Consider the following 13669-nt stretch of genomic DNA (forward strand, 5'->3'; position numbering starts at 1 on the left):
GTTCGGGTTCGTACCAATTTAATGTAACGAAGGATATAGGATACAGTCAGCGCAAATAGAGTGGTTTTCGCTCCGCTCCCCCATGCACCTATAAAAACGATCAAATATGCAATAGGTGGTATTGCTGTAACTGCATTGATAAGTCCGTCAATAAAACTGTTTTCTTTCATAATCGCACGGCTTGTTGCCATACCGATGATTGTACCCAATGAAAAGACTATCATCGAGCCGCCCAGCACAATTCCAAGTGTTGTCCATCCTCCATAAAGAATTCGTGAGAAAATACACCGCCCCAACTGATCGGTTCCAAATGGGTACGTAGTGCTCGGTTTTTGAAATCTTGTTAAAAGATTGGATTCCATCGGATTATTAGGTGCAAATAGAAATCCAATTAAAAACAGCACAATCAAAATCACGGGAATTATAACAGAAAGATTACGTGCCGCGCTCTTCTTTTTCATTTACACCACCTCCTTTTTCCTTTGGATCGCCCATTGGATCAAATCCGCAGCAATATTGCATAGAGCAATTGCCAGAGCCAGGAAGAACACTTCTGCATGAATCATAGGCGTATCTCGATCCAATACATGATTGACAATCAAATACCCAAATCCCGGAATGGAAAAAATCTGCTCAATTACAGTGACGTTTGCCAGAGCCAGACCTATACTTTGCAGAAAGTTCGGAATCAGCCCAACTGCGGCACGAGGCAGAAAATGAAAGAACAAAAGTCTACTTTCCGACAATCCACGGCAACGAGCATAGAATGCATAGTCTTCATTACTTTCATGCTCCAGTGCATCCATTAACATTGGCGTATAGAAGGAAGCCCCAAACACTCCAATGCAAAGTGCAGGTGATATGTAGCTAAGAAAACTGGTATTTCCCGCTACAGCAATCAGAGATTTTTTTACTGCGAAGTAATCCAGATATACTGTTGCCAAGTAAAAAGAAGGGATAGACACGCCTAAAATACAAATGCCCTGCAAAGCGATTTTGGGAATCTTCCAAGGTGACAAAAATGCAATGCAGCTCAACACAATGATAGTAATTATTTGAAATATAGATGCCAAGAAAACAATTCCAAGTGTTTTGGGAAAAGCAGTTGCAATATCAGTCCAAACCTTGTGTCCATTTGCCAGTGATGTTCCAAGATCAAAGTGAAGTAAATCAATTACCCAACGTCCGTATTGAATCAGTAAAGGTTTATCAAAACCCAACTTTATCCGAATGGCTTCGATTTGCTCTATTGTCGGACTTCCTATCATTCGTTTGGCATATGCGGTTGCCGGGTCAACGGATGACAAGCGCATCAAAAGAAACGAAAGCAATGTCACAAAAAACAGTGTAAATATTAACTCGATCAGTTTTTTCAGAATATATATTTTCATATCCCGCCTCATTACGATCACCTCCTCAATTTTAGTTAGGTTAAGCTAACCGCAACTCAAAAAAAAGAGCGCTCTAAAGCGCCCTTAAGTCATCCGCTCTCGCAGATAAGAGTTTATATAATTATATTTTTATACGCTACTCTAAAAAGACCAATATCCCTCTATTTGGACAACTTCTTTCTATATTCAGACGGCAGTTCTCCAAATTCTTTTTTAAAAGCCTCTGAAAACTTACTTGGGTTATCATAGCCCATTTTCATGGCAATTTCTGTAACGTTTTCTGTTGTATCTCGCAATAAAAGTATGCTGGCTTGCATACGATAGGATTTCATATAAGAGTAAATTGAACAACCATAAACTCCTTTAAAACAAACTTTCATAGAAGTAAGGGGAATGTCGAATTTTTTAGAAAGTTCTTGCAAGGTATAATGCCTTTGTAAGTCGGCAATCATGTATGCTTGCATTTGTTTTATCACTTGTACTTGGTTCTTTGAAAAATATCGACGTTCCTCCTGATATTCACCAACTTGGACATCACTCAAAAACATGAGCAATTCTAATACTTTAACTTTTAAATAGTGGGCTATCATTTTGGGAGTAACTCTATACAACTCAGCAAAAATATGCTCGATATTGTTATGGCTTCGCAGAATAAAACAAGTATCTTTTCTACACAGTCGCTCCGCTATCTGACACAGATCAATATGTAGTCCGCCCAACACATTTTCAACTTGCTTCATTGTGGTTACTGCTTCATTCAAATCAATGGTAATGGAAATTCCATGATAGTGTGATAAAGGGAAGGTGGTCGATGTAGTTTCATTTGATAAGCGATTGATTGCAAAGTCACCTGCACCAACATATTGGCAATCCCCATTACTAAAAACACACTCAAATCGACCTTCTCTACAATGATTGATTTCAAGCACATCGGGGTGCGGGAGTTTATTTTCATTTTGTCCGTCTTTCATATGAAAATCGTTATAAAACAATTCAATGCCCGGTAATATTTTGTATCGGGTAATAACGCCCTCACCAGTTTCATTTTGCATCTTATATACAGAACAGCCGTCTTCACTGGCTGTCTTTTGTACCTCTGGATCAAAAAAATCCGTTATTTGTTTATCATTCATCTTTCACCTTATCCTTTACTAGCATTATTTCATAATTTTATTGAAAATTACGAAAAAATAAGCTTCGCAATGCTTAAATCAGCAATATCCTTCGATAGGTTAGTTATACCTAACACAAAAATTATAACATACATATTATATTATTTCCACCTTAACAATCAAACTTAAAGTTACCGGAAAAATAACTACTTCTGCCTGACAAAATAGAAATCTTAAACATCCATCAAAAGAAACTGCAAATGTTTTCATTAAATTGTGGGAGTTTATTGTCCAAACAGATGGAATTCTATCTTTTCAGAGTGGCAAGAGGTATAAGTTGCTGGTAGTCTAGTAAATGCTTGATACAATCCTCAATGAAAACTTTCTATAAACACACGCAAAGACATGAATAAAGCCTAAATGTCTTTGTGATTTTCCAGTTCTCAAAATAGTAATTACATAAGGAGTGAATTTATGAATAATAAAAACGCAGAACAAAATTTAGATTTCTGGTTATTTTCTTTAACCGGTCTGTTGCTAGTACTAACAACCAGCGGATTTGCCCGCATGGCCTATGGCGCCGTTTTACCCTACATGCAAGCGTCAATGAATCTTTCTATTTCACAAACAGGTTTGGTTGGTACTGTAATGTTCTTGGGATATTTGCTGACAGTTGGTTTATCAGGAGTGCTTGCCATTCGTTGGGGTGCAAAGACAGTATTGTTAAGTGGAGGCTTTTTGGTTCTTGTAGCAATGATAGGAATTTCGGCATCATCCTATTTTTGGATGATCTGCTTATTCATGTTCCTTTCCGGTGCCGGCAGTTCTCTCGTTTTTACTCCGCTGATGTCCATTGTAATCGGAAGATTTCCACATAAAAGAGGCATGGCGCTGGGAATTCTACTAAGTGGTGCGGGTATTGGAATGCTTTTAAGCGGATTTATGATTCCTTTGATAATGAAGCACTTTCCTACCTTGGGCTGGAGAGCTGTATGGGTGTTTTTTTCAGTCGTATCCTTAATTGTTTTGATCATTGCATCCATAATCCTGAAAAATCCCGATGTTATGCAGAAAACAAAAACTGAAGAAAAACCTCAATGGCTAAAGAATAAAGAACTTACAAAAATAGCCGTTTTGTACTTTTTTCTTGGTTTGGCTTATTTAATTCCAAACCTGTATCAAACAAGTTTTATGCTAAGCAAAGGCTTTTCTAACGAAGTGGCAGGATTTGTTTATGCAATAGCAGGAATATTTAGTATTGTTGGCGGTCCAGTTTGGGGAATTATTTCAGATAAAATTGGAGCGCAGAAGACTCTTTTACTTGCTTGGTGTTTTGCTGTAGCTGGTAACCTCTTTCCGATTATGCTTACCAACACAACAGGCTTTATCATATCTTCAATTATTTGGGGATCATCCATCGGTGGAATTGTAACACTGATTCAAGTAAAAGGATCTGAACAGGTACCACCCAAATATGTTTCGGCTGCAATTGGTTTTATTTCTATATTCTACGCAATTGGTCAAGCTTTAGGGCCAGGAGTATCTGGATGGATTATTGATCATATAGGAAACTTTGCTAGTGCATATGGATTTGGAGCCGTTGTGTATTTCCTGGGAATTCTGCTGACGTTGAGATTAAAAAATAAAACAGCAGGTAGAGATGCGAAGTCATAATAAATCTAATGCACATGATAGCCTAAAATCTAAATACATCGTTCATTTACCTTTACTCTCTACCCCTTTTACGAAATATATTAACAACATTATTTCCCAAATTCTAGTGGTAGGTCGTGAAATAGGGTTTTTAGATCGTGAATTTTTTTAAGACCACCTTATATCTATATCACAATATTATGGAACCTGGATAATCGTTTTTACGCAGACTTTGAGCCAAAGATAATTCGTCTTTGTATCGTCTAATTGAAGATCTAAAAAATCTACATCATACATACTAACATCTGTTCTCCAAAATTCACCTTCACTTTTGGATGTTTTCAGGGTTACGATGTTCAAACCCTACACTATCTGCTGAAATCTGTAAAAGAACAATACTTTAAAAAATGCATGAATACAATCTTAGCAAATCTTTCTATAGATTAATATCATTTTTTTGGCATGTAAGAAGGCTAAGTTGCAGATCATTTGTTGACCTCTCCACTTAGCCTTAATACCATGAAATTCTCTTCAAAATTCTTATGTTATCTATATTCTTGCCTATTTCCAAGCCAAAACTACCCAAAACCGCTCCAAACCACAACATGTTGAAGGCTCCCCCCCTTTATCAAGTCAAAGGAAAAGAACCCAGAGCAGCATCTGAAATGCTTCTTTGGGTTCCACGATTACTAATCTTGATCTGTCAACCTTTGAATACGAATCTATTTAGTCAAAATCTTTCAATTTAAACTGTCTTACCAGCTCATTCATCGTTGCTGCTTGTGAGTTTAATTCTTCGCTTGCTGCTGCACTTTCTTCAGCGGTTGCACTATTGTGTTGTACAACAGATGAAATCTGGTCAACGCCCATTACAATTTGCGAAATTGCGGCTGCTTGCTCTTTCGTTGCGTTGGAAATTTCAGTAATTACGTTGAGCACTTTATCGTAGCCCTCTACAACATTAAACATTGATTGCGCGGTACTTTCAGAGATTTTGCTACCATGTTCAACAGCCTGTACTGTTTCTGCAATAAGATTTGTTGTACTTTTTGCTGCCTGGGCTGATTTCTGTGCCAAGTTTCTAACTTCGTCAGCAACAACGGCAAATCCCTTCCCTGCACTACCAGCACGTGCTGCTTCAACAGCCGCATTTAGTGCTAAGATATTTGTTTGGAATGCAATATCCTCAATTGTTTTAATAATTTTTCTGATTTCAGTGGACTTTGTATTGATATTATTCATAGCCACTTTCATTTCTTGCATTTGAGAATTACTTTTCTTAACTTCCTCTCCAGCAGATAGTGCTTCTGTATTTGCAAGTTGTGCATTACCAGCATTCCGCTTGATATGCTGTGAAACTTCCGTAATTGTTGCAGAAAGTTCCTCAACACTGCTTGCTTGCTCCGTTGTCCCTTGAGCTAGCGTTTGTGCACCAGCTGCTACTTGATTAGATGCCAACCCAATTTGTGCCGAAGAAGTCTTTACATTTTGAATTGTAAATGAAAGATTATTAGATATATTCAAAAGCGAATCCTTGATTTTTGAAAATTCCCCAATATATTCTTGTTTCAATTCAAAATTCAGATTACCATCCGCTATTTGATTTAAAATATTTGTGATTTCTTCTATGTACTCTTTATACTGAATTAAAGTTACACCTATACATTTAAATGAATCAACAAGTTCGCCAATTTCATCAGTTGCTTTTGTTTTTATTTCTACATAAAAATTTCCATCTGCAATTTCATTTGCAGCTAGAGAAACTTCTTTTATTGGTTTTGAGATTTTTTTACTTATTAACACACCAATTAAAACAGCTAATAATGAAACAATTCCAATTAAAGTGATTTCCAATTTCACTAGATTTTTAATGGGCATAAGCATACTTTCTTTATCCAAAAGTGCTATATATGTCCAATTTGTTTTCTCACTTTTTATTGATTTAATTAGATAAACCTTATTATTTAATTTAATTTCATCATAATCTATCCCAGACAAAATAAGAGATCCTATTTCACTGCCGTATACCGCGTCCACTTTTTTGAAATTATTCTCTTTATTACTAGGATCTGCGATAATGGTTCCTTTATTATCAACAATAGAAAAATATCCTTTTGTATCCTGTCCAGCTTTTTCAACCAATTCTGTAACCGAAGCTAAACTCATATCCAATGCTACAACGCCAATTACATTGCCATTATTATCTTTCAACGCTTGTGAACCACCGATATAATTAGTGTCCTCCGATGCCCAATAAAAAGGTTCCCCTAATATTGCCTCATCTGGATTTTCCACCGCACCATGATACCATGGTCTCGGCCTCGGATCATAAGGCGCATCCATATTCCCCTCAGGATACTGCAAATATCCTCCAAATTCTGTCCCCATATATACATCTTGATAATTTGGGTGCGTTTCTCCAAATTTTTTAAACATCTGATATATTGCTCTTTCAAGCTCTCCATTTTTGCTAGGGGTCATATTGATATGTCCATTTTTGTCCAAAAAATTTGTGATCGTATTATCTGTCTGCTTTAATAGTGAATCATTTGTTAATCCACTTACGTCATTTAACATTTTCTCAAACATCGAATCAATATTGCTATTAAACATATACAGTTGCTTATTAGATGATGTTTTTTGTTCAGATATTATGGTTTTTTTTGTTGAATTTATAAAAATTGATGATACTAAAATCAGCGGGCACAATGCAAATAGTAAAATAATAATAACAAGTTTAACTTGCAAGCTAGTACTTTTCTTTTTAATCATAGACATCCCCTCCGAATAATATGTAAATGATCTATTTGTTTTTATGTAACCGTTCTATACCATAGTAATAGATGCAAATACTATCCCCTCCGTTCTGTAATCTGCTTTACAATACAAGTCTATGTACCTTCTAGATATCTCATAAAAGCACCAATTGATACTTGTACTGGAAAACTGTCAAGTTACTTTTATTCGCATTTATTACAGAAGCTTTATCAATGATCTGCTATAATAAAGCTGTAACACCTATGTAAGTTTGGTTAAATAAAACTAATATAAGGAGAGTTGTAAATGCCAAACAATCATTATGAGCCTGCGTTCAAAAAAATCCTCCGCCTCTATATGGAAAAAAGTCAGGACGCATAAATCTTACCGAAGTATATCATGCCATAACCATAGATGAAGCGAAAAAATTTGCCCCATTGTATTCTGCAATAGAACGAGAGATTTACGCTCTTCGTGTATCACACCTGTCATATCTATCGCAGCGTCCCTTGTTTGTGCAACCGAATTGCTCCTCGATTTTGTTTTTATGGCCCTTCTTGCTCAAATTAAAAGTAAGTAGCATAAATTAGATCTGTCTTTCTCTTTTCATATTTAATAATCTAAACCAAACGTTCAGGTGTCACAAAATCTTCGTCAACACAAAAAACATCACACTTTTTAAAAAGCAATAATTGTGCCAAAATGCAAAACCGGTTTTACCGTTATAAATAGTAGTATTTTATATACTCATTAGATTTTTATATTCTATTTTGGATAATATACAAATATTTTCCATTCATTTTAGAATAATTTATTCATACTAGAATAATAATGCGCTAATCAAAATAATTATTTAGCTCATCTATTTACGTTTAAAATCAGACTATCATAACATTTCAAGACTCAAAGTTTCGCCACTCAATTTTGCAATGAGAATTTCATCATGGAAACAAAGTCTACTGATTTTCTTATATGAAAAAAGAGCTATAACATTGTATTCATATACGTTAATGTCATTGCTCTCATAAATTTCTTTATTAAATTGTTTGGACATTATATTCAATAATCATTTCATCAAATGAATTACTTGTTGTGCAATAATTAATTTTCGGGGTCAAAAGCGTCAATTTTTTTGCTATCTTTTAACACCAAAATCCCCCTAGAACCACAACATATTATGACCAAACGCTACTTTTCTCCTTCCGAACCGCATTTCGTCATGTGTCAGAGGCATAATTTTACGCTGGATTTTATGCCTTAATCAAGAAGAAGAACGTACATCAAATATATGCGAAGAGAACTAATTACTGCATGAAGTTTACATTTTTTTGAACTATTATTAATCATTATCGCAAGTTTGACCGTTAATCTATATGAAAGGAGTCAAAGCAGTGCAAGATAAAGAATTAGTTAAACAAATAAAACGCGGACATATCGAATATGCAAATGAGTTGATTGAACGTCACTATACTGCTATTCTGCGATATTGCACATGGCATTGTTCTGATTCTGAACGAGCCGAAGATTTAACGCAAGAAACATTTTTGCGGGTATTCCGGAATTTTAGTCAATATGATCATCGTAGCAAATTTCGAGCCTATTTATATACGATTGCCCACCGACTTTGTATTGACGAATCCAGAAAGCAAAAACTTTATGCACTTGATGAAGACGTAGGGGATTCCAAAGATTATTTTTCGGAAGTAGAAAATCGTTCCGAAATAAATAACTTATTAAAACGCTTATCACCGCCACAGCGTGAAGCGATTATTCTTAGGTTTGCAGAAGGATTGAGTTTTCAGGAAATATCCCAAATAACAGGCGTTCCTATCCGAACCATTCAAAGCCGTGTGAGGTTAGCTTTAGCAATTATGAGAAAGGAGAATCCATGAATAGAAAAAATATCAAAAACGCTCTTAGTAAAGGGCCTGTTCCGAAACGGCTGCTGGAAACACAGCATTTGTGCAAGATCATTTTGAATGAGCAACAAGTAACCCAGGAAGAAGAACGAACTGGTTTTTGGATTTTTTTAAGCGATATATTTCGCCATTCTGGGTTACGCCTTTGGGGAATGCAGATATTGATTTTAATCCTTGTATGCGCTTGCATCCTATCCGTTCACAATGTGCCTAATGTGATTCCTCTATTTACGCCATTGTTTCTTTTGGCCAGTATTCCTTCACTATTTCAGAATCAAACTTACAATATGTGTGAAATAGAAGCCGCCACAAGAGCCTCTGGTGCACAAATCGTTCTGGCAAAATTAGTTTTGGCCGGGGCTGCAGACTTAATTTGCTTGTCCATTACCTTGGTACTGGCGGCCATTAAAACAGATTTTTCTGCGAATATGTTTCAGTTAATTCTGTATGCGGTTGTCCCTTTTTTAGGATGTATGGTGGCTATGCTTTGGTGTATCCGAACGTGTAAGAGACATGCATTTCAAATCAGCATGATTGTATGTTTTTCTACAAGTATGTTTGCTGGAGGTTTATCCCGATTAGCGCCCAAATTGTACCAATTATCTGCAATTGGATTATGGATACTTGCTTTTGTTTTATTTACTTGTTTTTTTGTCAGGGAAATTTATTTTCTGACAGAGGCCAGAAAGGAAGGGAAAATGTATGGATCTATCGCTTAATCGATTGTCAAAACACTTTGGTCCTAAAATCGCTGTTGACGGTATCACCGCTAGCTTATCTCCAGGGATTTATGGCTTATTAGGAGCAAATGGAGCGGGTAAAACCACTTTAATGCGAATGCTATGCGGGATATTGGAACCCTCATCCGGTGAAGTTCTGTTTAACGGACAGAGTATTATGGATATGGGACCTAGATATCGAAACGTTATCGGTTATTTGCCACAGGATTTTGGATATTATCCAGATTATACGGCCCATGAATTTCTGATGTACATTGCGGCACTAAAAGGCATTCCACGTATTGCCGCTGGCAAGCGAGCGAAGGTATTATTAAATATGGTAGATTTAAGCGGTGTAGCTAAAAAGAAAGTAAAAACATTTTCAGGTGGAATGCTCCAGCGCCTTGGGATTGCGCAAGCGCTCTTGAACAACCCTAAAATATTGGTGCTTGATGAGCCAACTGCCGGACTTGACCCCAAGGAACGTGTCCGTTTTCGAAATTTGATTGCCAACTTTGCCAGTGACAAAATTGTTTTGTTATCTACACATATCGTATCGGATATTGAAGCAATTGCAGATAAGGTATTCCTTATGAAAAAAGGAAACTTTTTGCTCCAAGGCACGATACCAGAACTGGTTCAGGAGGCTGAAGGAAAGGTTTGGGAACTAACGGTTTCTCCACAAGAAGCAAGAGAGTGGGAAGATACTGTTACTGTTGCAAATCTACGTCATAGCAATGAGCAGGTTATTCTCCGCATTATTTCTGAGAAACAGCCGTCCCCCTATGCAATGTCTTGCGCAGCCACCTTAGAGGATTTATATCTATACTATTTTCCAACAGAGGAAGGAATTAAATAAAAATGGAACTATTTATATTAGAGCATAAAAAGCTGTGGCGAAAAAAGAATCTAAAAATATGTGTTTTTCTTTGCTTTGTATATATCGTAATTTTTGGAAGCATTTTGTCTTATCAGTGGTTTAGTTTTGGAACTTCTAATGACTATACAAGTACATTCGGTAACAATTTTGATGGCTATTCAAATATTCGCAACAATCAAGCCTATGCGGATCAGTGGCGTGGTCCTCTTACAGATGAAACATTGCAGCATATGGTAAGAGATTATCAGGATAAATCCCAGTCAGGCCAACGGCAAGACTATGAAATGACTGACTGGAATACACTGAATACATGGGTAAAAACGTTATGGCCTGAATTAGAAAAATCAGAAAACCCATATATGATGCTTGACTACGTTGACCCGGATAAACTTACTGGTTTTTATGAACGTAGGCAGCAAGCAGTTGATACATTTTTAGAACTAAATGGACAGACGGGACAAGAAAAAAACTATTTTTTAAATATGGATGCCAAAACACCTATACCTTTTAACTATGATTGGGTAGAAGGCTGGTCAACAGTTGTTGCCAATTTTGTGAGTGGCATTGGTATGGTGATGGCTTTGTTTATAGCGATTGTACTATCGCCCATGTTTTCTGGTGAATGGCATAATAACACAAAATCCCTTATTGTTACAACCAGAAATGGATGGCAAAAGACGGCGTTAGCAAAAATCGGCGTTGGCATTGCATTCACATTAGAACTATTTACTTTAATTTCCATAGGAGCAATTGGCGCACAGCTTTTGTTTATGGGTACCCGTGGTTGGGACATGCCAATTCAGGTTATAAAGTTACTGGCTACTGCCCCCATGAATATGGTACAAGCAGAGATTTATGAGTATGCATATGTTTTACTGGCATCCCTTGGATTTACTGGAATTACGCTGCTTCTCTCTTCACTGCTGAAAAGTAATTTTGCATCATTGTTGGCAAGCTTGGCCGTGGTCTATGTTCCATTGGCAATTGCTCAATTTGTTCCGCTTTGGGCGCAAAAGCTACTTGATTTGCTTCCCTTCGTGGGACAGTCAACGGATATATTCCGCACAAACACATATCACCTATTTGGCAAAGTAGTATGGTCGCCTTACTTACTAATCATTGTTCCTGTGTGTCTGGGAATACTGTGCATTCCTATTACCGTTACTCTTTGGTCACGGAGAATGAAAGCATGATGAAAAAGGAAGTTTTTCATGAGGCAAAGAGAATAACCAGATTTTATTTTTCATATACAGTGTATGAGCAAACCCTCTGTTAGCGATTAATTTTACCTAACAATCTGGTTTATCATAAATTAAGCCGTTGCATCTTTATCTTGATGCAACGGCTCTTTCTTTACCTAAATATCATATTTTGTCCAAATATAATTTGTACTTGGTAATTCAAAAGAAAATCCTTTTAATTGCATTATTTGTATAAAAACACATTAACCTATCTTTCGATAAACTAATGCCTACCTAAGCTTATTTTTCTTTAATAATCTTCACAAATCCATTTGTACCGTCAACCTCAATTAAATCTCCATCCTTTATCCTTTCAGTTGCGTTTTCAATTCCCGTAACACATGGTAACCCGTATTCTCTTGCTATGATTGCACCATGTTGCAATGCACCACCGATCTCCATTACAACGGCACAAGCATTAATAAAAATCGGCGTCCAGCTCGGCTCAGTTGCAATTGTCACAAGGATTTCACCTTTCTCTAACTTTTTCTCAAACGGTTCATGAAGAATCTTCGCTCTGCCGCTTACAACACCGGGTGAAACAGGCTCCCCTGAAAGTTCTCCTTCCTTTGCCTCTCTTTTAGCAATAAAAATCTCTCCTCTGGAATTGAAGATGGTAGGCCAATTTTTCACGTTTTCTGTTTGCTTACGGATTTTCTTCTCCTCATTTATTAATGAAATTAGATCTAGGGTTTTATCTTTTTGCGCTTTTGTAATTTCCTCTCTCGTAAGATAAAATACATCCTCAACCTTATTTAGCCTTCCCTCTAAAACAAATTGCTCTGCAATTTTGAGTACATTATGCCTTAAAACATCAATAGCATAGACATACATATATTTGGGATGTTCACGAAGACCCATCCATTCAAGCTGTTTTGCAAGCTTTAGGAATTTTTCCCTTTTGCCGATTTTTATGGCCTCTCTTAAAAGTCTGTCATAAGCAGATTTTTTCTTATCTCTAACCTTAATCAGCGCATTATCGTAAATATTAAGTTGTTTTAACATGGTATAAAATCCTTCAATATTCTCGCGAGTTCTCACGCTTGCAATATCAATTTCACCGATACCTCTGCAACCGTACAGCTTCATATAATGCGCATAAGCCTCCATAAACTCCGTAGAAAATTCTTTGTCTCTCAGCTTTTTAGAAAACTCCTCAAAACTTTTGACTACGATAAACTCTGGAAATGAAGCAAGTTCGACTTGTTTATATCCCATTTTGCTTGTAGGATTCCCTTTTAAATCCATGCTGAGTGAAATGATATCTCCTTCCCATGTTTTGTCCTTAAACATCTTTTTGAGCGATATTGTAGCATTCATCGCAAGCATTATAGGCATCATTTTAAATACTAGATTATCAAAAACTTCAAAGGCAACATCAATCTGCTTAGCAAAATCATTGCTACTATTACGCAATTTGTCCAACTTCTCAATGCTGTAATTGGTAGCTTTGTAATATTCTTGTATCGTTTTTTCAAAATTGATGGCTGCCGAAATTATAGAGGGGCTCATTTTCACACCTAACTTTAAACCTTTTCCCAAAGTACCTTTTAGTTTTTCAGGTTTATACTTTGGAATATAGTCCTCAAATGAAAAACAGGAAAATATTTTTGCAGAAGTTGGATCAACGGATGAAATTATTTTTTTAACTCTTGATTCGCCAAAAGTCTTACCCAAATTCCCAAGAAGTATATATATTCTTCCATGACAACTGTAAACAGCTCCGTCCTTACCCACAGGAAACATACCCTGCTTTGCTTTATTTACAAGCTCACAGAAAATATCACCACCTAGCTCACTCATAGACCATTGGAAACCTTGCGTCATTTTTATAATATCAAGATAAAGCTCTTTGCGCTCATTTGGTTTACTCAAAAGTTCGTCATAAAGGGGAAAGTAGGTTGTAATTGGGCGAGATTGCAAAAGATAAAGCTTGCCATTTTCATATGCCCATTCTATATCAATAGGGCATCCGTAATAGCATTCACATTTTTTGA

Annotated in this window: 9 protein-coding genes and 1 pseudogene; 5 read left to right on the top strand and 5 right to left on the bottom strand. The window is 36.5% G+C overall.

The genetic code is table 11. The features are described 5' to 3' along the window. The 3 genes and pseudogenes from RTK36_RS10360 to RTK36_RS10370 all read right to left on the bottom strand — a co-directional run. Window positions 1–461, bottom strand: a pseudogene (locus tag RTK36_RS10360) (ABC transporter permease); the annotation flags it as partial. Then, window positions 462–1403, bottom strand: coding sequence for an ABC transporter permease (locus RTK36_RS10365; RefSeq protein ID WP_312046878.1), 942 nt, complete (start codon window positions 1401–1403; stop codon window positions 462–464). It abuts the pseudogene before it with no gap. Between the two features lie 149 nt (window positions 1404–1552). Further along, window positions 1553–2524 carry a helix-turn-helix domain-containing protein gene (locus RTK36_RS10370; protein ID WP_312046880.1) on the bottom strand — a complete coding sequence of 324 codons (972 nt, stop codon included), beginning with the start codon at window positions 2522–2524 and terminating at the stop codon, window positions 1553–1555. 453 nt (window positions 2525–2977) lie between these two features. Between RTK36_RS10370 and RTK36_RS10375 the strand changes: the two genes are divergently transcribed. Beyond that, window positions 2978–4177: an MFS transporter gene (locus RTK36_RS10375; protein WP_312046883.1), complete on the top strand. Its 1200-nt coding sequence runs from the start codon at window positions 2978–2980 to the stop codon at window positions 4175–4177. A 705-nt stretch (window positions 4178–4882) separates the two neighbouring features. Here RTK36_RS10375 and RTK36_RS10380 read toward each other — a convergent pair. After that, window positions 4883–6928, bottom strand: a complete 2046-nt coding sequence (locus RTK36_RS10380) for a methyl-accepting chemotaxis protein (protein WP_312046886.1) — start codon at window positions 6926–6928, stop codon at window positions 4883–4885. Window positions 6929–8304: 1376 nt separating this feature from the next. On the opposite strand from RTK36_RS10380, the gene RTK36_RS10385 reads away from it, so the two are divergent. The 4 genes from RTK36_RS10385 to RTK36_RS10400 are packed head-to-tail and all read left to right on the top strand — an operon-like array spanning window position 8305 to window position 11624. Beyond that, window positions 8305–8805 carry an RNA polymerase sigma factor gene (locus RTK36_RS10385; protein WP_312046888.1) on the top strand — a complete coding sequence of 167 codons (501 nt, stop codon included), beginning with the start codon at window positions 8305–8307 and terminating at the stop codon, window positions 8803–8805. Beyond that, on the top strand, window positions 8802–9551 hold the full coding sequence (locus RTK36_RS10390) for a hypothetical protein (RefSeq protein WP_312046891.1): 750 nt from the start codon (window positions 8802–8804) through the stop codon (window positions 9549–9551). Before RTK36_RS10385 ends, RTK36_RS10390 begins: the two co-directional genes overlap by 4 nt. Continuing rightward, window positions 9535–10410, top strand: coding sequence for an ABC transporter ATP-binding protein (locus RTK36_RS10395; RefSeq protein WP_312046895.1), 876 nt, complete (start codon window positions 9535–9537; stop codon window positions 10408–10410). Before RTK36_RS10390 ends, RTK36_RS10395 begins: the two co-directional genes overlap by 17 nt. Window positions 10411–10412: 2 nt before the next feature. Next, on the top strand, window positions 10413–11624 hold the full coding sequence (locus RTK36_RS10400) for an ABC transporter permease (protein ID WP_312046898.1): 1212 nt from the start codon (window positions 10413–10415) through the stop codon (window positions 11622–11624). Between the two features lie 288 nt (window positions 11625–11912). On the opposite strand, the gene RTK36_RS10405 is transcribed toward RTK36_RS10400, so the two are convergent. Then, a partial coding sequence (locus RTK36_RS10405) for a PEP-utilizing enzyme (protein ID WP_312046901.1) occupies window positions 11913–13669 on the bottom strand: 1757 nt, incomplete at its 5' end.

This window comes from Anaerotignum sp. (assembly GCF_031981185.1).
GTDB lineage: Bacteria > Bacillota > Clostridia > Lachnospirales > Anaerotignaceae > Chakrabartyella.